The organism is Plantibacter sp. Mn2098 (genome assembly GCF_049319745.1).
GTDB lineage: Bacteria > Actinomycetota > Actinomycetes > Actinomycetales > Microbacteriaceae > Plantibacter.
Genome location: NZ_JBMOUH010000017.1, coordinates 1 through 19,835 on the forward strand (window position 1 = coordinate 1; position 19,835 = coordinate 19,835).

The following is a 19,835-nucleotide window of genomic DNA, read 5'->3' on the forward strand; positions in this document are numbered from 1 at the left end:
CGTCGTCGAACCCCGCCACTACCCCTCCCTACTCCCCCCTCGCCCCCCCCCCCCCCCCCCCCTGGGGGCGTTCCCGCCCCCCCCCCCGGGGCGGTGTCGCCGGCTACGTCTTCGTGGCCGGCTACACCCTGTTGCTCCTCGCGTTCGGCGTGTTCCCGACGCTGTACGCCGTGTACCTGTCGCTCACGAACGACCGCGGCCAGTTCACGGGCCTCGGCCAGTTCATCAAGGTCATGGGCGACTACCGGTTCGGTCCGGCGTTCCTCAACATCGGCGTGTACCTGGTCCTCTGGCTCGTGCTCATCATCGTGCTGACCGTGGTGACGGCCGTCATCCTCCGCAGCCGGATGAAGCCGGGCCTGTCGGCGGTGTTCCGCTTCCTGTACTACCTGCCTGGCGCGCTGGCCGGCGTCGCGAGTGTCCTCGTCTGGCTGTTTATGCTCGACCCGAACGTGAGCCCGGCTGCTGGGCTCCTGCGTGCGATGGGCTTCGACACCTTCGCCCAGGTCCTCGACCCGGGGAACCTGCCGGTCATCTTCGTGATGATCGCGTTCTGGACCGGGGCCGGCGGCTGGATCGTGGTGATGTACGGCGCGCTCAACAACATCTCCGACGAGGTCCTGGAGGCTGCGCGGATGGATGGGGCAGGGCCGTGGAAGTCGGCCTGGTTCATCCAGATCCCGATGATCAGCAAGTGGATCGTCTACATGGGCATCCTCGCGTTCGCGTCCGGCACGCAGCTCTTCGTCGAACCGCAGCTGTTGCAGACTGCGAGTCTCGGCCGGGTGTCGCCCACGTGGTCGCCCAATCAGCTCGCCTACGTCTTCGCGTTCCAGCACGGCGACTTCAACGGTGCTGCGGCGATCTCCCTCTTCCTGCTCGTACTCGGACTCGTGTGTGCCGGCCTGCTCGTCACACGCTCTGGACTCTTCAAGGTGGACGAAGAATGACCACGATCGATCGGATGCGCACCAGGGACGGCGCGAAGGCGAAGGTCTCGTCGTTCTCCTCGACGGCCGTCGTCGTCATCATCCTCACGGCGCTGCTCATCTTCTTCGTCCTGCCGGCCGTGTGGCTGCTGCTCGCGCCGACGAAGACGGCGTCGGAGCTCATCTCGGAGTTCCCGCTCGCGTTCGGTTCCTTCGAGCAGCTGGGGGCGGCGTGGAACCACCTCGTGCACTTCCAGAACGGCGCGATCTTCCTGTGGCTCGGCAACTCGGCGATCTACTCGATCGGTTCGCTCATCCTGACGCTCCTGACGAGTGTCACGGCCGGGTACGCGCTCGCACTGACGAACTTCCGCGGTCGGAAGATGCTCTTGACGGTGACGCTCGTGGTCATGATCATGCCGTCCGCAGCGCTCGTGCTGCCGATCTTCTTGGAGCTCAACCTGTTCGGGCTCATCGGCACGGTGTGGTCGATCATCCTGCCGTTCTCGTTCTACCCGTTCGGCGTGTACCTCGTGTACATCTACTTCGCGACGAGTCTGCCGCGGGACATGCTCGCGGCTGCGCGGATGGATGGTGCGAGCGAGTGGCAGGTGTTCCGCAGCATCGCGCTGCCGCTCGCGAAGCCCGTGATCGCGCTCGTGGCGTTCTTCAGCTTCGTCGGCAACTGGAACAACTTCTTCCTGCCGTACCTCGTGTTGCCGAACAGCGATCAGTTCCCGATCCAGGTCGGACTCAACCAGCTGCTGTCGTCGACGCCGTCCTTCAATCCGGTCGCCGGTGCCGGCCTCAACATCACGAGCCCGGAGCTGGCGCTCGCGATCATCATCGCGATCCTGCCGGTCCTCGTGCTGTTCCTGTTCTCGCAGAAGGCGCTCGTCTCCGGGATGCTCGCTGGCTCGACGAAGGAGTAGCGGGGCCGCACGTGCGTGCGTGCGTGCGTTCGTGCGTGCTCCCGCCCGCCCGAGACAAGGAGAACCGCACCACAGAAGGATGCTCTCGCGAGCGCGTCCTTCTGTGGTGCGGTTCTCCTGCTGCCGTGCGGTGTCGTGCGGCCGCGGGACGTTACGCGGCGATGCGGTTCTGCGCGTACGCGCGACGGCGGCTCACGCCGGATGTCAGCGCGAGCGCGCCGAGACCGAGCACGAGTGCGGTGCCTGCCGCGAGCGCCGGAGCGTTGATCTCCGGTCCGGTGGCGGCCAGTTCAGCGCTGTTCCCGGCGGTCGCGGGGGAGCCTGCACCGGAACCGCTGGGCGTCGAGCCGCCTGTTCCGCCGCCGGTGCCGCCGCCCGTTCCGCCCGTGCCGCCATCGGTTCCGCCGCCGGTGCCATCGGTCGTCCTCGACGCGATCCGGACGGTGATCGTTCCGGAGGTCTCGTACTGGTAGTTCTGGCTGCCCGGCGTCAGCGGCGCCGACCAAGTGAGGACCTTCTCGCCACCCGTTGCGAAGGTGAACGTGTTCGTCGCCGCGTCGTAGCGGAATCCTGGGTCGTCGGACGTCGGGACAATGACCGAGCCGTCCTGGTTCGTGATCGGGTTCGCGATAACCGCGAGCGGGGCGACTGTCGGGAGCGTGACGCGCTGGTCGGTTGCGAAGAAGTAGTACTGCACGACCAGGTCCTTGAGCGCGGCGAGATCGGCGATGTGGTTGTTCTGGATATGGATGTCGCCGAGCGTCCTCCCGATCGCGGTGAGGTTGCGTCCGAGTCCGCCGAGCGGAGCGGCATCGCTGATGTCGTTGCCGTCGAGCGCGAGGAACCGCAGTCCGGTGAAGTATTCGATGCCGGTCAGATCGGTGATGCCGAGGTTGGCGCAGTTCGCGCTGATGCCGAGACCGGGGTCGCTCACCTGCCCTTGGAGGACGACGGCGTCCGGCTCCTGCCCGAGCGCTCCGTTGAGGCAGGCCCTGAGTGCCTGGTCCGGGATGGTGATCTCGGTGTCCGCGGCCGATGCGGGTGCCGCTGTGGCGATGGAGATGGCGAGGATCGCGGCGCCGAGGGCGGTGCCTGCGACTGCTTTCGCGTGGCGTTCAAACATGGTTCTGAGGTATCCGTTCCTGATGGGTGCGAAAAACGGCGCTCAGGACTCGGACGCACCAGGACAGGCCAAGACGTCGCTGTCGTCGGGACGGCAGTTCTTCGGGTCCTGGCCGTACCCCGAATGGGGTACCTGATGCTAGCCAGCAGGTGTCGGGTAGTTATAGCTCGGGCGACGAGAATGCGTATTTCTTGCGCACTCGGCACCGAGTGTCGATCCGGCTTCGTGACAGCCGGCGACTACCGGGTGCGGCGGTACCGTTCGAAGACCACACGGTCGCCGAACGTGCGGGTCTCGACGAGTGCGAGGGGCAGGTTGCGGGTGACCGGCGGCAGGAATGGCGTCCCGCCGCCGACGATGATCGGGTAGCGGAACATGCGCAGCTCATCGACGAGGTCGAGGCGGATGGCTTCGGCTGCGAGGCCGGCCCCGCCGATCGCGACGGTGCGTTCGGCGCCGTCGTCGGAGCGGAGTGCTGCGGCCACCTCCTCGGCCACCGATCCTTCCGCGAGGCGTGCGTTGCCCTCGACCGCGGTCAGCGTCCGGCTGAAGACGACCTTCGGCAGAGCCGTCCACACGTCGGCGAAGGCGATGTCCGCTGCGGTCACCCGGAACGACGGATCGGTCTCCCAGACCTGCATCGTCTCGTAGAGGTGGCGGCCGAGCAGGTGCGCGTCGAGCGCACTGACCTCGTCGAGGTGGAACTGGAAGAGTTCGTCGCTCGGGGTGCCCCACGCGAAATCGCCCTGGCGGTCCGAGATGAATCCGTCGGTGGAAACGCTCATCGAGAAGATCAGCATGTTGTGAATCTTCCACGGTCCTGCTTGCAAGGCAACCCCTGGTTTTCCCTGAACTCCACGGGTCGGGTGAAGCATCGCATACCGCATTTCGTCGGTGCGAAACGCACAGGATGCTCAGGCGGTCGTCCTACCGTCGAAGTGCGGAACCCCGCGAACCCGACACCGAAGTCAGAGGAGAACCATGTCCACCTCAACAACTCAGCGTCCCGTCCGATCCGTCATCAGCCCTGGTCGCTACGTCCAGGGTCCCGGGGCCATCACACGCCTCGGGGAGTTCCTCAGCCCCATCGGCTCCGTGCCCCTCATCGTCTCCGATGACGTGGTGTGGGGCTTCGTCGGCCACGATGTCGAGGCCTCCCTGTCCAGCGCGGACCTTCCGTTCCGACGTGAACGATTCAACGGTCTCGCGACGTCGGCGGAGATCGACCGTCTGGTGGGTGTGATCTCCGACGCCGGTGCTGACGTCGTCGTCGCCGTCGGTGGCGGCAGCGCCATTGATGCCGTGAAAGCCGCCGGATCCCTCGCCGACATCCGATGGGTGACCGTTCCCACGGTCGCCTCGACCGATGCGCCGACGTCGGCGCTCGCCGTGGTCTACACCGAGGAGGGGGCGTTCGAGGAGTACCGCTTCTTCCCGCGGAACCCGGATCTGGTGCTCGTGGATTCGCAACTGGTCGCGAACGCGCCGGCCGAGTTCCTCGCCGCCGGCGTCGGGGATGCCCTCGCGACGTGGCTGGAGGCGCGGGCGACCTCACGCTCCAGTTCGTTGACGATGGCGGGCGGTGTGCCGACGCTCACCGGAACCGCTCTCGCGAAGCTCAGCTGGGACGTCCTGTGGGACAACGCGCTGCCGGCGCTCGATGCCGTGCGGGATAACCTCGTCACGCCGTCGGTGGAGAAGGTGATCGAGGCGAACACGCTCCTCTCCGGTCTGGGGTTCGAGTCCGGTGGCCTCGCCGCAGCGCACGCCATCCACAACGGGTTGACGGCCGCACCGCAGACCCACGGCCTGGCTCACGGGCAGAAGGTGAACATCGGCTCGCTCACCCAGCTCATTCTGGAGGGTGCGCCGACGTCCGAAATCACCGACTTCATCGAGTTCACGACGCGAGTCGGGCTCCCCACGACGCTCACCGAAATCGGCCTGACGACCGGGAACCTCGATGAGCTGCGCCTCGTCGCTGATGCGGCGACGGTTGAGGGGGAGACCATCCACAACATGCCGTTCGAGGTACGAGCGAGCGATGTCGTGTCGGCGTTGCTCTCGATCGAGCGGTTGTCGCGACGGGTGCGGAGCGAGGCCGGTCTGCCAGAGCCTGAGTTCTACCGCGCGCACTGATCAGGTGAGCCGGTTCGCTGTCCGGTGGCGGTGTCGCCGGGCAGCGAACTGTGCAATGTGCGCGACTTCGGTGCCGAGGTACTTCAGCGAGAAGCTCTGTCCGCCCAAACCTCGCCGAGGCCGCACGCGAATAGGGATGAAGGTCACCCCGTGAGTGATCACGTCGGACGAGGCTTGGTATCGTTCCCAAGGTATGTCAGTATTGACATCCGTGCAGGTCGTCGAAGGGAGGGTGCCGTGGAGGGCTTGAGTGCACCCGATGTGCCCGGTGCCGCCCACCTGGCCGCTCGCATCGACGCCGCACCGCCCTACCGATCGGGTGTGCCGACCATCACGGACGTGGCCGCGCTCGCCGGAGTGTCTCCGATGACGGTGTCCCGCGTGCTGCATGGCGGCAAGAACGTCCGCCCGGACAAGGTCAAGCTCGTCACCGACGCCGTCGCGACTCTCGGATACCGTCGCAACGAGAACGCGCGCAGCATCCGCCCCGGCCAGCGGACGGGGCTCGTCGGCGTCATCATCACCAACGTGTCCAACCCCTACTACGCCGAAGTGCAGCAGGGCATCGAAGAGGTGCTGTCCGCCGAGGAGATGCGGATCCTGGTCGGCAACAGCGGAGACGATGTCGCGAAGGAGCGTGCGCTCGTCGACGATTTCGTCGGTCGACAGGTCGACGGGCTGATCGTCGTCCCGTCGTCGGGGGGAGAGCTCGACGGGGCAGGTGCCGGAGGGGCCGAGCATCTCGAAGCCGTGCAGCTCGCGCGGATCCCGCTGGTGCTCGCATCGCGCGAGTTGCCCGGAATCCACGCCGACACGGTGCTCATCGACGATGTGACGGGCGCCTACGAGGGCGCCAAGCGGCTCATCGCCGAGGGGCACACCCGCATCGCCTACATCGGCAATCTGGTGTCCGTCTTCACGAGTCGCCGCCGATTCGACGGCTTCACCCGCGCCCACGAAGAAGCCGGACTCACGGTCGATCCGCTGCTCGTGCGCGCCGGTCCGAACGACTCGGCCGCAGCGAGGGGGGCGATGCTCGACCTCCTCGGTCTCGAACAGCCGCCGACCGCCGTGTTCAGTGCGAACAACCGGAACACGGTCGGGGTCTTGCGCGCGATCGTCGATGCGGGGCTCGATCCCAGGGCCATCCGCATCATCGGTTTCGACAGTGTCGAACTCTCCGACGTGATGCCGTTCGATCTGTCGGTCATCGACCACGACGCGCGTGAACTCGGGCGTACGGCCGGCCGGATGATCGTCGATCGATCGTCCGGGATTCCTCGGAGTGCGCCCGCACGCATCGTCGAACTCCCCACCCGCCTCATCGTGAACTGACCCGCCCCGCGGCGTCACTCATGTTGTCGCACCCGGATTGATAACGTTACCAAAGCCGAAAGGATGCACCACAGTGGAACTCCACACCCCCACCACCACCCCCATCACCCCGCCCATCAGCCCGCCCAGCGCCTACAACAGGGCCCCTGCGACGAGACTCGACGAGACGCACCGTGCGTGGGTCGGCGCCGACGCCTGGCAGGAGCTGCGTCGCACGGCACTCGACACTGCCCGCGACGCCGCTCATGCGCCCGTGATCGCCATCGACACCTACCCCGGCGTGGATCTGCCGGCGCTCGTCGCCGAGCTCGGAACGGCACTCGTCGGGTTCCAGATCATCGATGTCGAGTCGGAGGCCGCGAAGCCCATCGCCGACATCGATGCGATGCTCGCCGATTCCCTCACCGACGACCGCGTGTTCGGTGTGCTCAACCACCTCGACCTCGATGCGTTCTACGACGCGGCCGAGCTCGACGCGCTGCGCGACCGGATCGCCGCACGCACCCGCCCCATCGTCGTCGTCGGCTGGGGTGCACGACTCGCGGCGCCCGACGCGGACGTGCTCGTCCTCGCCGACCTCGCGCGGTGGGAGATCCAGCGGCGTCAGCGCGCAGGGGCGCCCAACTGGCGCTCGGCCAACGGCGCGGAGGACCCCCTGCGGAAGTACAAGCGCGGCTTCTTCGTCGAATGGCGCGTCGCGGACCGCCACAAACGCAGCCTCCTGCTGGACGTCGACTACGTCCTGGACACGAACGCCTCGGTCGGCGACGCCAAGTTGATCACCGGCGACACGTTCTGGGAGGGTCTGCGCGCGACCGCCGCATCGCCGTTCCGGGTCGTCCCGTTCTTCGACCCTGGCGTCTGGGGCGGCCAATGGATGAAGCAGGTGTGCGGCCTCGATGAAGAAGCCGTCAACTACGCCTGGTGCTTCGACGGCGTCCCGGAGGAGAACAGCCTGCTCCTCGCCGTCGGTGACCAGATCATCGAACTGCCGGCCAGCGACCTGGTTTTCGCGTTCCCCCGAGAACTGCTCGGCGCCTCGACCTTCGCCCGCTTCGGGGCGGAGTTCCCCATCCGATTCGACCTCCTGGACACGATGGAGGGCGGCAACCTGTCGTTGCAGGTCCACCCGTTGACCGACTACATCCAGCACACCTTCGGCATGCACTACACGCAGGATGAGAGCTACTACCTGCTCGACGCCGTCGATGACGCGGTCGTCTACCTGGGGTTGCAGACGGATGTCGACAAGCGGGCGATGCTGCACGACCTGGAGCGCGCGAGCGCCGGCGAAATCGTGTTCCCGGTCGAGGACTACGTCAATACCTACCCGGCGAAGAAGCACGACCACTTCCTGATCCCCGCGGGGACGGTGCACTGCAGCGGCGCCGGCTCGATGGTGTTGGAGATCTCCGCCACCCCGTTCATCTTCACGTTCAAGATGTGGGACTGGGAGCGCGTCGGCCTCGACGGCAAGCCGCGCCCGATCCACCTGGAGCACGCCGCGAAGAACATCGAGTGGGACCGCGACACCGCCTGGACCGATGCGAACCTCGTCGACCGGGTCGAACAGATCGCTTCGGGCGAGGGTTGGACCGAGGAGCGGACGGGCCTGCACGAGCTGGAGTTCATCGAGGTCCGCCGCCACTGGTTCACGGCACCCGTCGAGCACAACACGCTCGGGACCGTCAACGTCCTCAACCTCGTCGAGGGGCCGGAGGCGATCATCGAGAGCCCGACCGGTGCGTTCGAGCCGTTCGTGGTGCACTACGCGGAGACGTTCATCGTGCCGGCTGCGGTGGGGCCGTACACGATCCGACCGCACGGCGCGGGCATCGGCCGGACGCTCGGCACGGTCAAGGCGTCCGTTCGCGGCACCGCGATGGAGGGCTGATCGATGGTCGTACGAGCAGGAGTACCGGTCCTGGAGATCGGCGGCACGCACGTCACGGCGGCGCTCGTTGAGCCGGAGCCGGAGGCGACCGGGACCGCGACCGCGACGCCGGTCGGATCCCGACCCCGCGTCATCGAAGAGCATCGCTTCCCGCTGCACTCCGCAGGCGATGCGGCCTCCGTGGTCGCCACGATCGTGGAGGCCGGTGCGCGCCTCGGGGTGTCGGAGCCGGTGCGCTGGGGCGTCGCGATCCCCGGGCCGTTCGACGTCGACGCCGGCATCGGCCGCTACGAGGGCGTCGGCAAGTTCGACAGTCTCAACGGCTTCGACCTGGGGGCGGCGCTCCGGGAGGCGATGCGGGGGAGCCTGTCCGACACCGCGTTCGTCAACGATGCGACCGCGTTCGCGCTCGGCGAGCGCGCCGGCGGCGCCGGGCGGGATCACCGACGCGTCGTCTGCCTGACCCTCGGCACCGGTGTCGGTTCGGCGTTCATCGCCGACGGCGTCGTCGTCGACGAGGGCGAGCGCGTCCCGCCGCACGGCTGGATGTACCGCGTCGAACACAACGGCGCCCCGCTGGAGGACGTCGTCTCCCGGCGGGCGATGCGCGCGGCGTACCTGCGTGCGGCGGGTGAGCTCGTCGACGTCCATACGATCGCCAAGCGCGCACGCGCCGGCGAACGGGCGGCGATCGAGGTGTTCACAACGACGATGACCGTCCTCGGGCGTTCACTCGCGGGGTGGGTGCAGCGGTTCGAGGCAGACGCGATCGTCGTGGGCGGATCCATCGCCCGGTCGTGGGATCTGGTGGAAGAGCCGATGCGGGAGGCGATCGGTGAGACGGGAGCCGTCCTCGTCCCGGCGAGTCTAGGCGATGCAGCGCCGCTCATCGGCGCTGCGGCGTTCGCGTCGCGCCTGACCGGGTGAATGGCCGGGTGAACAGTCGGGAGGACGACCGGGTGACGACGGTCAGACGTCCGTGCGGAGCATCGCGAGTCGGCTGGCGGTGCGGAAGAAGTCCCTCGCGAACACCGGGGCGTTCACGAACTCGTCGCGCGGGCCGGCGGCGATGACGTGCAACTCCTTGCCGAGGTCACACAGCGCGTCGACGAGGTGGACGAACCGCATCCTCGCCTCTCGAGTCAGCTCGGTCGGTGACGGGACGTCATCGAGGATCCAACGGTCGAAGCTGGCGGCCCAGGCGAGATAATCGCCGACCGACGTCTTCGCTTCGAGGAGGTCGGCGCACGCGAACCAGACCGTGTCGCCGCGTACCGCGAGCGCGGTGAACACGTGACCGCTGATCGGGAGGTCCGTGCGTTCGTCCTCCGTCGGCCGGTCCAGGCCGAGTGACGCGAGTTGCGCCCCGGAGCCCGGGCTGATCCACGATCCGCGGGCGAACCCCTCGCGGGCGACGCTCGGCTCCGCGTGCCGGTGGTCGACGTCCCCATCGAGTCGCACGATGTCCATGTTTGCTTCGATGAGCGCGATGCCCGGTTCGAAGATGTGATGGTAGACCGGGTCGGGCAGAAGATCGCCCGGTGCGTAGTTGGAGCTCGCGATGAGCGTCACGTCGCGGTCGAAGAGCGCCAGGAGGAGCTTCGTGATCAGTGTCGCGTCGCCCGGGTCGTGGACGTGGAGCTCGTCGAAGTAGACGACCGATGCGCCGTCGAGCAGTTCGTCGACCGCCGCGTCCACGGCGTTGGTCACCGCGGTCGCCGCCGCGCGGGCTGAGACGAAGGCGGTCGTGGTGGTCGCTGAGGGTGCGGTCGGTGCTGGTGGGGTCGATGAGGCGGCGGTTGCGGCGGCGGGTGCCGCTGCTCGCGCGGCCTCCGCAGCAGCGGTGCGGTGCGTGTGGATCGCGAGGTGCAGCGCCCGGAAGAACGAGTGGAAGTGCACGCGCTTCTTCGCGGTCGTCGGGAGCGCGTCGAAGCACGCGTCGAGCAGCCAGGTCTTGCCGCGGCCGGCCGGCCCCCACAGGTAGAGGCTGCGGGGGAGTGGGCGGTCAGGCGTGGAGTCGATGACCGCGTCGCCGAGAGCAGCGAGTCGTTCTGCGACAACGCGCTGTGCCGGATCGAGTGCGAACCCCGCTGCCGTCGCTGCGGTCTCGATCGCGTGGAGCGTCGTCGACGTGGGTTGGCTGTCGCTGCTGCTGGTGTGGTCGCCGTGCGTCCGGTCGGTGGTGGTGTCCTGCTGCGTCATCGATCCTCCTCGGTCAGCCTACGGGCACCCGTCACCGGTCCCTGAGCTGTGCGGTTGTGCTGGTGCACTTCGACAAGCTCAGTGACCGGGTGCGTTCGGTCCCTGAGCTTGTCGAAGGGTCGGGGCGTGTGGTCGTGCCGCGGGCACTTCGACAGGCTCAGTGACCGGGTGGGTTCGGTTGTGTGATGGGGGCTTCGGTGGCTCCGCACAACGTCCACCCCGGTCCCTGAGCTTGTCGAAGGGTCGTTCTGCCGCGGGCACTTCGACAGGCTCAGTGACCGAGGTGTGCTCGCTCAGTGACCGAGGTGTGCTCGCTCAGTGACCGAGGTGTGTTCGGTCAGGGACCGGTGTGTGCGGTGTCGGTGGTTCGAGGTGGGGGCGGGAGCGGAGCCAGGGGGTACCAGTCGGGTGGATCTGGTTCGGTGGTGAACGTCTCGCCGCTCGGGCTGGTCCAGTGCAGCGTCCCATTGGGTGCGGGGGCGAGGGTCCAGTTGGTGTCGTGTTTCACGTGATGGTGTTTCGGACAGAGGTGGGCGAGGTTCTCGGCGGACGTTTCACCTCCGGCGGACCAGGGGATGGTGTGGTCGAGGTCGCATCCCTTGGCGAGCCGGTTGCATCCGGGTGCCCGGCAATGGGTGTCCCGGATGGCGAGGGCGCGAGCGAGGTCTCCGGGTGGTGTGTATCGGTCTCGGCCGACGGAGAGCACGGCGCCGCTTTCCGGATGGGTGAGGATCCTGGTGAATGACTTCGCGTTGACGGTGAGCCGCGCCGCGGTCTCCGGGTCGATGGGTCCGTAGCCTTCGAGGCTGCCTGGGTCGTTCCTCTCACCGAGGAGGGTGAGGACGGGGACGGTGAGGTGGACGGTGGGAACGATGCCTTCGGTGATCTCCTCGATCGTGGGGAGTGGCGCGAGTTCCGGAGGGTTCACAGGTGGAGCAGTTGGGACCTCATGTTCTGCGGCCCGAGGTGGGCTGGTAGTGGTGGGCGGGGTGGCAGTGATCGGTGGGGTGGTTCTTGCGGGTGGGGTGGTCGTTGCGGCCCAGATCGGGATCTCGTCGTCTGTGTCGGTGACGGCCGGTGCTGTCGTGACCGGATCGGTAGGGGCCATCGGAACCGGCGCCCCGGAAGAAGCGGTGATGCCGAAGAGGAGGAGGCTCTGGGCGTTGTCGGTCATAAGCTGTGCGCGAGTGCGGGCATCGCCTCGATGCTTGGCGCCGGCGGTGAGCGCCTGGAGCCGGTTGTAGGCGGCGGTCGCGATGGGCGCCGTGGTGAGGATGGAGAGCCAGGACATGCCGTCGGCGGCTGGAGTGAGGGTGACGTGGCGTTCGTGCTTCGCGCGGTGGTGGCGTGCGGCGATGGTGGTCGGGTGGAGCTGTTCACGGAGTTTCCGGGCCGTGTGTTGCAGTTGGGCCGCGGTGTGCGTCTTCGCGATGGGGAGGATGCGGGTTTCGAACTCTGCCCGGTCAGCCGGGTCCACATCGGCCAGTTGGTCCACGATGACCCTGGCATGCCCAGCCGAGATCATGCCGGTGGCGAGGGCGGCGAGCGTGTCCGGAAGCTGGCTGACGAGGACTTCTGATTCGTTGATTCGGCGTTGGACGGTGCGTTCTGGGATGCGGGTCATCGCGGAGAGTTCCAGCTGCAGGGACAGCCGAGCGAGGCTCCGGGCGCGTTCGGGCGAGGTGCCGGCGGGCATGGTGGTGAGCGCGGTGATGTCGGAGACCCGAGCGGCGTCGGCGTAGAGGTGAGCGAGCTGTGCCTCGGCTGTGGCGATGACGGCGCATTGCGCGAGGATCTGCTCGCCGAGGCTCGTGATGAGTGCGGCGATCTGATCTGGCGTCGAAGGTATGTCCACTCATCAAGAATACCAGGGAGGTGAATAATAGAACAGGGGTTCGAAGAAAGCTGTGGAGAACTTCTCGGGTGCGGGGTGGGCACATCGACAAGCTCAGTGACCGGGTGACCGGGTGACCGGGTGGCCGGGTGACCAGTGACCGGGCGACCGAGGACCGGGTGACCGGGGCCGAGTTGCCGCGGCGGCGAAGGTGGGCACTTCGACGGGCTCGGTGACCGGGGGCGGAGGTCGCTCGACGGTCCGAAGGGAAACACGGTCTTTACTGTTAGGAAACTTTCCTGTTATATTCACGGAGAACAATTGGATTCCAACGGAGGGATCGGGAGACCCATGAGCGATCGCACACTGCGCGGCACCCCGTCATGGCTTCGTTCGACGAACGACCGGACGGCCCTCGAGCTGCTCCTCGAACACGGCGAGCTCACCAGGCTCCGCCTCGGCGAACTGTCCGGCCTCTCGAAGCCGACCGCCTCGCAGATGGTGCAGCGCCTCGAAACCGCGGGCCTCATCCACACCGTCGGCACCGTCTCCGCCGGCCGCGGCCCGAGCGCCGCCAGCTACGCCGTCCGCACCGACCGCACCCTCGGCGTCGCCATCGACGTGACCCCCACCCTCATCCGCTCCGTGATCGTCGACGCGAGCGGCACCGAATACCCGATCACGATCACCCCGACCGTCGACGGGGAGCGCTCGGCCGTCGCCGACATCGTCGAGGCGATCGCCGCGGCCACCACGGCAGCCGACATCGACCCGGCGACCGTCCGCCTCGTGAACGTCGCCGTGCAGGGCTCCTACGACGCGGACACCGACGAACTTGCCTTCGCCGAGAGCATGCCCGGGTGGCAGAGCGAGGGCATCCGCGCCGTCCTCGAAGCCGCGACGGGCCGCATCGTGCACCTCGACAACGACGTCAACCTCGCCGCCATCGCCGAACGCGCGACCGGCGTGTGCGCCGACGCCGCGAGCTTCGCACTGCTGTGGATGGGCGACGGCCTCGGCCTCGCCGTCGATCTCGCCGGAACCCTGCACCGGGGCGCGTCCGGCGGCGCTGGCGAGATCGGCTACCTCCCGGTGACCCGTGAAGCGAGCGCCTTCGACCCGGCCGCCGACGACCTGCAGGACCTCATCGGGCCCGACGCCGTCACGCGCATCGCACACCGGACCACCGGTTCGGCTGCACCGGAGGCGATCACCCCCGCCGACTACGAAGCAGCCCTCGAACTCCTGACGAGCGGACCGGCACGCGAGGCGATCATCGCCGAGCTCGCCCCCCGCATCGCCATGGGCATCGTTCCCGTGCTCGCCCTCCTCGACCCACAGCGGGTCGTGCTCGGCGGGCCGACGGGAGCGGCAGGCGGCGATGCGCTCGCGCACGCCGTCGGCGAGCACATCGTCCGTTCGACGAGATGGCGGCCGCGGGTCGTCGCATCGTCCGTGGAACGACTCCCCGTGCTCCACGGGGCGAGGGACGTCCTCATCGGAGAGCTGCGCGCACGGCTCTTCGACGAGGTCGACCGGATAGCGGTCGCCTAGCGGGGCGCGCGCACCACGGTCCCGACCGCGACCACCGGACCCCGACCGCGACCACCGGTCCCTGAGCTCGTCGAAGGGCGCACTTCGACAAGCTCAGTGACCGGGTCCCGCTCAGTGACCTGGCACCGCAGGGTGCCAGTACTCGTCGCGCCATCAGCACGTCTCCACCACTGCACCAACAGCACCAACACATCACGAAGCAATCAGAGAGGATCCACCGTGCACACCCGTTCCAAACTGTTCACGACGACCGCGCTCGTCGCGGCCGCCGTCACCGTGCTCGCCGGCTGTTCGTCCGGCGGGGGCGCGTCGGACGCCGTCGCAGAGAAGGCCCCGTCCACCCTTGAGGGAACCGTGTCGCTCTGGCACTTCTTCTCCGACCGCGAGGGCGATGTCATCCAGTCCGTCGTCGACGACTTCGAGAAGGCGAACCCGAAGGTCAAGGTCGAGGTCCACGCCGGCCAGGACGACGAGAAGCTGCGGAAGGCGATCGCCGCAGGCAAGTCGGTCGACGTCGGCCTCTCCTACTCGACCGATGTGGTCGGCAACTTCTGCTCCAGTGGCGCGTTCCGCAACCTGAACGACTACATCAAGCGCGACAAGGTCGACCTGAACCAGTTCTCGGACACCGTCCGCAGCTACGTGCAGTTCGACGGCAAGCAGTGCGCGATGCCAGTGCTCGCCGACGTGTACGGCCTGTACTACAACAAGGACCTCCTCGCATCGGTGGGTGTCACGGCCCCGCCGAAGACGCTCAGCGAGCTCGAGAGCATCGCGGACAAGCTCACGACCTTCAACGCGGACGGGTCGATCAAGACGCTCGGCTTCAACCCGCTGATGGGCTACTACGAGAACGCTGCGTCGCACTACGGCCCGCTGGCCGACGCGCAGTGGCTGAACAAGGACGGGTCGAGTGCGATCGGCAGCTCGAAGGGCTGGACCGATCTGATCAACTGGCAGACCGCGTACGTGCAGAAGATCGGCTACGACAAGCTGCAGGCGTTCACGGCCGGTCTCGGCCAGGAGTTCTCCGGTGACAACGCGTTCCAGACCGGTCAGGTCGCGATGAACATGGACGGCGAGTACCGCACGGCGTTCATCCACGACCAGAAGCCCGACCTCAACTACGGCACGGCCCCGTTCCCGGCGGCCGACGGTCACGAGGACCAGTACGGCGCCGGCTACATCACGGGCAACATCGCCGGCATCGCGAAGGGTTCGCAGAACCCGGAGCTCGCGTGGGCGCTGCTCAAGTACCTGACGACCGACACCGATGCCGTGGTGAAGCTCTCGAACGGCCTCAAGAACGTGCCGACCACGAAGGACGCGCTGCACTCGCCGAAGCTCGAGGTGAGCGAACAGTTCCAGACCTTCCTCGACATCGCCGAGAACCCGAAGTCGGCCACGACCCCGCCGAGCCCGGTCGGCGCCGGCTACCAGCAGACCTTCGAGGACTTCTGGCGCGCCTACCAGGCAGACCCGTCGAAGGACCTCGCCAAGGGGCTCAAGGACGTCGACCAGCAGGTCGACGACGCGATCGCTCTGACGACGGGTCCGTAACGACCATGACCACCACCACTCCTTCCACCGACGGGCGCGCACCTGCCGTGCGCCCGTCGGCGGGCGGGGCCGGATCGACCGGTCGCCCGGACCTCACGGTTCCGCGCGCGCCGCGTCGTCCCCAGCGTCGCTGGGCGATCTGGTTCATGCTCGCCCCGGCCCTGGCCGGACTCGTCATCTTCTTCGTCTACCCCCTCATCGCGAGCGTGTACTACTCGTTCACGAAGTTCGACCTCGTGTCGCCGCCGGAGTGGATCGGTCTCCGCAACTACGAATACCTGTTCGCGAAGGACCCCCGCGTCGTCGAGGCCGTCTTCAACACGCTGTGGTTCGTCATCGTCCTCGTGCCGGTGAAGATCGTGTTCGCGCTCGCCGTCGCCGGGCTGTTGGCGCGGGCGAAGAAGGCGAGCGGCTTCTGGCGCACCCTCTTCTACCTGCCGGCGCTCGTCCCGCCGGTCGCGAGCGTCGTCGCGTTCGTGTTCCTCTTCAACCCTGGCACCGGCCCGGTGAACCAGATCCTCGGAGCCCTGGGGCTTGCGAAGCCGCTGTGGTTCAACGACCCCGCACTCGCGAAGCCGTCGCTCGTCCTCCTCGGCGTGTGGGTCATGGGCGACATCATGATCATCTTCCTCGCCGGACTGCTCGACGTCCCCCGCGAGCTGTACGAGGCATCGTCCCTCGACGGGGCCAACGGTCCGCAGAAGTTCCGGTACGTGACGCTCCCGTCGATCTCACCCGTGCTCGTGTTCGCCGCCGTAACGGGGGTGATCGCTGCGATCCAGTACTTCACGGAAGCGGCCGTCGCCTCGAGCGTCGCGAGCGGGAAGGCGACCGTCGGGGAGGGGGCAGGGGCCGGCCTCGGGTATCCGAACGGGTCGCTCCTCACCTACACGCAGTGGTTGTACGTGCGTGGATTCAGCAACTACCAGCTCGGTTACGCGAGTGCGCTCGCCGTGGTGCTCTTCATCGTGGCCGCCATCATCCTCGTGTTCATGCTGCGCCGCGTCAAAGCATTCACCCCTGAGGGAGCCCAATGAGCGCCACGACCGCATCCGCGGCGTCTGCCAAGCAGACGCCCGTCCAGATGGTCCCCGGCCGTCTGATCCCGGAGCCGAAGAAGCGCTCCACGAGGGCCAGCCTGACCTGGATCGCCGAGCACGCCGTGCTCATCGTCCTGGGGCTGCTGTTCCTCTTCCCGATCGTGTTCGTCGCGCTGACCTCGCTCATGTCGAGCGATCAGACGCTCACGGCCTCGCTGTGGCCGAATCCGTTCCACTGGGAGAACTACGTGGAGGCGTTCACGCGTGCTCCGCTCGCCCTCTGGTTCGGGAACTCGGCGATGTACGCCGTGCTCGCGACCGTGTTTATGCTCGTGTCGAGCGTGCCGGCGGCGTACGTCCTCGCGAAGATCAAGTTCCGGGGAGCGAACCTCATCTTCCTGGCGATCATCGTGGCGATGCTGCTCCCGCCGCAGGTCACGGCGGTCCCGATCTACGTGTTCTGGTCGCAGCTCGGCCTCACGGGCACCCTGTGGCCGGTGATCCTGCCGAACCTGCTCGGCGACGCGTTCTCCATCTTCCTGCTGCGGCAGTTCTTCCTCACCATCCCCAGCGAGTACGCCGATGCGGCCCGCATGGACGGGTGCGGCGAGTGGGGCGTGCTGTGGCGCGTCATCGTCCCGATGGCCCGCCCAGGCATCGCGGCGGCCGGTCTGTTTATGTTCTTCCACTCGTGGAACGACTACTACGGACCACTCCTCTACACCTCAGAGAACCCGGCCTCCTGGCCGGTGGCCTACGGCCTCGCGACCTTCCGCAGCGTGCACGGCACGGACTGGGGACTCACGATGGCGATCACGATGCTCGTGACCGTCCCCGTGGTGGTCGTGTTCTTCTTCGCTCAGAAAGTGTTCGTTGAGGGCATCGCCCTCTCCGGCGTCAAAGGATGATCTTCGAATGAAATTGACTGTGATCGGTGGCGGTTCCACCTACACCCCCGAACTCATCGACGGCTTCGCGCGTCTGCGCGAGCAGTTGCCGATCGACGAGGTCTGGCTCGTCGACCCGAGCGAGGAGCGCCTGTCGCTCGTCGGCGGGATCTCCCAGCGCATCTTCCAGGAGTACGGCCACCCGGCCAAGGTTCACCGGACGAGCGACGTCGTGGCCGGCGTCTCGGATGCCGATGTCGTCCTCATCCAGCTCCGCATCGGCGGCCAGGATGCGCGTCACGGTGACGAGACGTTCCCGCACGAGGCGTGCTGCATCGGCCAGGAGACCACCGGCCCCGGCGGCTTCGCGAAGGCGCTGCGCACCGTCCCCGTCGTCCTCCGGGTCGCCGAGGAGGTCCGAAAGCACGCGAAGCCGGATGCGTGGATCATCGACTTCACGAACCCCGTCGGCATCGTGACGCGTGCGCTCCTCCAGGAGGGGCACCGCGCCGTCGGTCTCTGCAACGTGGCGATCGGGTTCCAGCGGCACTTCGCCGAGCTCGTCGGCACGGCGCCGGAGGACCTCGTGCTCGGCCACGTCGGCCTCAACCACCTCACGTGGGAGCGGTCGCTGCAGCGCGTCGGCTCGGCAGAGGACATCATGCCGGCGCTCCTCGCGGAGCACCTCGGCGAGCTCGCGGAGCACGTCGAGCTGCCGGAGGCCCTGCTGTCGAACCTGCACATGGTGCCGTCCTACTACCTGCGCTACTTCTACGCCCACGACGTGGTCCTCGAGGAGCAGCAGCACGGCGAGACCCGTGCGCACGCCGTGCAGGAGATCGAGCGGAAGCTCCTCGCGCTGTACGCGGACGAGTCCGTCGTCACGAAGCCGGTGGAGCTCGCGGGCCGCGGCGGCGCGTTCTACTCGGAGTCGGCCGTCGACCTCATGGCGGCGCTCCGCACCGGATCGGGGGCCATCCAGGCCGTCAACCTGCAGAATAACGGCACGCTCCCGTTCCTGCCGGACGACCACGTGATCGAGGTCTCCGCAGCCATCACGGCGGACGGCCCGGTCGCGATCCCCATCGCACCGCTGCCGGACGACGTCGCGGGGCTCATCTCGCACGTCGCCGGGTACGAGCGCCTCGCCCTCGACGCGGCGATCCACGGTGGTCGCGACCGTGTGGTGCGGGCGATGCTCGCGCACCCGCTCGTCGGACAGTGGGACCGCGCCGAGAAGCTCACCGACCTGCTCCTCGCGGGCAACCGGGAGTACCTGCCGTGGGCGAAGTGAGCGCGGGGCAGGCGGCCGAGGACGCCGCCTGGGGCTCCGGCGCGCCCCGGCTCGTCGTCGCGGTCGACGGCGGCGGATCGAAGACCGAGGTCGTGGTCATGCGCGAGGACGGACCGATCGTCGGCCGTTCGCGTGGTGCCGGATCGTCGCCGCACTTCGAGGGGCTGGGCGAGTCGGTCGCACGGATCGACGAACTCGTCTGGGACGCCATCGGTCAGGCTGCCGAGACGCTCGGCGTCGCCGGGACGGCACCCGTTGTGCTCCACGCCGGGGTGTACCTCTCCGGTCTCGACCTCCCGGTCGAGATGGACACCTATCGCGATGCGCTCGCCGGGTTCGACTGGTTCCCGGAGGGCAGCATCGTCGACAACGACCTGTTCGCGCTGCTGCGCGCCGGGACGGATGCGCCGGACGCCGTGGCCGTCGTGTGCGGCACGGGCATCAACGCGCTGGGGGTGCGGGCCGATGGGGAGACCGCCCGGTTCGCGGCGCTCGGCGGCATCTCCGGCGACTGGGGCGGCGGCTGGTTCCTCGGCGAGCAGGCCCTGTGGCACGCGGCGAGGGCCGTCGACGGCCGCGGCCCTGCGACGGTGCTCGCGGAGCTCGTCCCTGCTGCGCTCGACCTCCCGAACGTGCAGGAGGTCATCGAGGCGCTCCACTTCGGGCGGTTGCCGCACTCGGAGCTCATCCAGCTCTCGCCGGTGCTGTTCCGGGCGGCGCGGGAGGGCGATGCCGTCGCAGCATCGGTCATCGACAGGCAGGCGGAGGAGATCGTCGCGCTCGCAGCATCGGCGATCCGTCGTCTGGGCCTTGAGGGCCAGGCGCTGCCGGTGGTGCTCGGCGGGGGCGTGCTCGCCGCGCGCGATGAACGGCTGCTCGCCGGGGTGACTGCCGGTCTGGCGCGTGAGGTGCCGAACGCGGTGCCCCTCGTGACCGAGGAGCCCCCGGTCGCGGGAGCCGCGGCGCTCGCGTTGGCCTCCGCCATCCGGCGCAGCCTCGTCTCTGATCCCGTCGGTCCCTGAGCCAGGCCCCCGGTCCCTGAGCCTGTCGAAGGGCGCCCTTCGACAAGCTTCAGTGACCGGTCCCGCGCAGCATCCGTCCCCGGTCCCGCT

16 protein-coding genes are annotated in these 19,835 nt (G+C 68.0%); 12 read left to right on the plus strand and 4 right to left on the minus strand.

Annotated elements, in window-relative coordinates; all coding sequences use genetic code 11:
- The first annotated feature begins 113 nt into the window (after positions 1-113).
- Both ACL9RL_RS19625 and ACL9RL_RS19630 read left to right on the plus strand, forming a co-directional pair.
- Positions 114-950, plus strand: coding sequence for a carbohydrate ABC transporter permease (locus ACL9RL_RS19625; protein WP_422781981.1), 837 nt, complete (start codon positions 114-116; stop codon positions 948-950).
- Positions 947-1,861, plus strand: coding sequence for a carbohydrate ABC transporter permease (locus ACL9RL_RS19630; protein WP_422781982.1), 915 nt, complete (start codon positions 947-949; stop codon positions 1,859-1,861). Before ACL9RL_RS19625 ends, ACL9RL_RS19630 begins: the two co-directional genes overlap by 4 nt.
- Before the next feature lie 151 nt (positions 1,862-2,012).
- On the opposite strand, the gene ACL9RL_RS19635 is transcribed toward ACL9RL_RS19630, so the two are convergent.
- Both ACL9RL_RS19635 and ACL9RL_RS19640 read right to left on the minus strand, forming a co-directional pair.
- A complete protein-coding gene (locus ACL9RL_RS19635; protein ID WP_422781983.1) occupies positions 2,013-2,984 on the minus strand; it encodes a hypothetical protein in 972 nt (323 codons plus the stop codon).
- 239 nt (positions 2,985-3,223) lie between these two features.
- Positions 3,224-3,784 (minus strand): dihydrofolate reductase family protein, encoded by a 561-nt coding sequence (locus tag ACL9RL_RS19640; protein ID WP_422781984.1) that lies wholly within the window; start codon positions 3,782-3,784, stop codon positions 3,224-3,226.
- Between the two features lie 181 nt (positions 3,785-3,965).
- Here ACL9RL_RS19640 and ACL9RL_RS19645 point away from each other — a divergent pair, with 181 nt between their 5' ends.
- The 4 genes from ACL9RL_RS19645 (at position 3,966) to ACL9RL_RS19660 (ending at position 9,279) form a co-directional block, all read left to right on the plus strand.
- Positions 3,966-5,123: a glycerol dehydrogenase gene (locus ACL9RL_RS19645; protein WP_422781985.1), complete on the plus strand. Its 1,158-nt coding sequence runs from the start codon at positions 3,966-3,968 to the stop codon at positions 5,121-5,123.
- A 246-nt stretch (positions 5,124-5,369) separates the two neighbouring features.
- A complete protein-coding gene (locus ACL9RL_RS19650) occupies positions 5,370-6,458 on the plus strand; it encodes a LacI family DNA-binding transcriptional regulator (protein WP_422781986.1) in 1,089 nt (362 codons plus the stop codon).
- A 73-nt stretch (positions 6,459-6,531) separates the two neighbouring features.
- The gene (locus ACL9RL_RS19655; RefSeq protein WP_422781987.1) at positions 6,532-8,352 is read left to right on the plus strand and encodes a class I mannose-6-phosphate isomerase; all 1,821 of its coding nucleotides are present in this window, start codon (positions 6,532-6,534) and stop codon (positions 8,350-8,352) included.
- Between the two features lie 3 nt (positions 8,353-8,355).
- Entirely contained in the window at positions 8,356-9,279 is a 924-nt protein-coding gene (locus tag ACL9RL_RS19660) for an ROK family protein (RefSeq protein WP_422781988.1), read from the plus strand.
- Between the two features lie 42 nt (positions 9,280-9,321).
- On the opposite strand, the gene zapE is transcribed toward ACL9RL_RS19660, so the two are convergent.
- Entirely contained in the window at positions 9,322-10,554 is a 1,233-nt protein-coding gene (zapE, locus tag ACL9RL_RS19665; RefSeq protein WP_422781989.1) for a cell division protein ZapE, read from the minus strand.
- A 337-nt stretch (positions 10,555-10,891) separates the two neighbouring features.
- Positions 10,892-12,409 (minus strand): DUF222 domain-containing protein, encoded by a 1,518-nt coding sequence (locus ACL9RL_RS19670; protein WP_422781990.1) that lies wholly within the window; start codon positions 12,407-12,409, stop codon positions 10,892-10,894.
- A 330-nt stretch (positions 12,410-12,739) separates the two neighbouring features.
- On the opposite strand from ACL9RL_RS19670, the gene ACL9RL_RS19675 reads away from it, so the two are divergent.
- The 6 genes from ACL9RL_RS19675 to ACL9RL_RS19700 all read left to right on the plus strand — a co-directional run bounded on the left by ACL9RL_RS19675 (position 12,740) and on the right by ACL9RL_RS19700 (position 19,745).
- Positions 12,740-13,942, plus strand: coding sequence for an ROK family transcriptional regulator (locus tag ACL9RL_RS19675; RefSeq protein WP_422781991.1), 1,203 nt, complete (start codon positions 12,740-12,742; stop codon positions 13,940-13,942).
- A 219-nt stretch (positions 13,943-14,161) separates the two neighbouring features.
- The gene (locus ACL9RL_RS19680; RefSeq protein ID WP_422781992.1) at positions 14,162-15,502 is read left to right on the plus strand and encodes an extracellular solute-binding protein; all 1,341 of its coding nucleotides are present in this window, start codon (positions 14,162-14,164) and stop codon (positions 15,500-15,502) included.
- 5 nt (positions 15,503-15,507) lie between these two features.
- Positions 15,508-16,539: a carbohydrate ABC transporter permease gene (locus ACL9RL_RS19685; RefSeq protein WP_422781993.1), complete on the plus strand. Its 1,032-nt coding sequence runs from the start codon at positions 15,508-15,510 to the stop codon at positions 16,537-16,539.
- A complete protein-coding gene (locus ACL9RL_RS19690; RefSeq protein ID WP_422781994.1) occupies positions 16,536-17,450 on the plus strand; it encodes a carbohydrate ABC transporter permease in 915 nt (304 codons plus the stop codon). Before ACL9RL_RS19685 ends, ACL9RL_RS19690 begins: the two co-directional genes overlap by 4 nt.
- A gap of 7 nt (positions 17,451-17,457) precedes the next feature.
- Positions 17,458-18,723: a 6-phospho-beta-glucosidase gene (locus tag ACL9RL_RS19695; RefSeq protein WP_422781995.1), complete on the plus strand. Its 1,266-nt coding sequence runs from the start codon at positions 17,458-17,460 to the stop codon at positions 18,721-18,723.
- Positions 18,711-19,745, plus strand: coding sequence for an N-acetylglucosamine kinase (locus ACL9RL_RS19700; protein WP_422781996.1), 1,035 nt, complete (start codon positions 18,711-18,713; stop codon positions 19,743-19,745). The genes ACL9RL_RS19695 and ACL9RL_RS19700 overlap by 13 nt, the downstream gene beginning before the upstream one ends.
- The last annotated feature ends 90 nt before the right edge of the window (positions 19,746-19,835 follow it).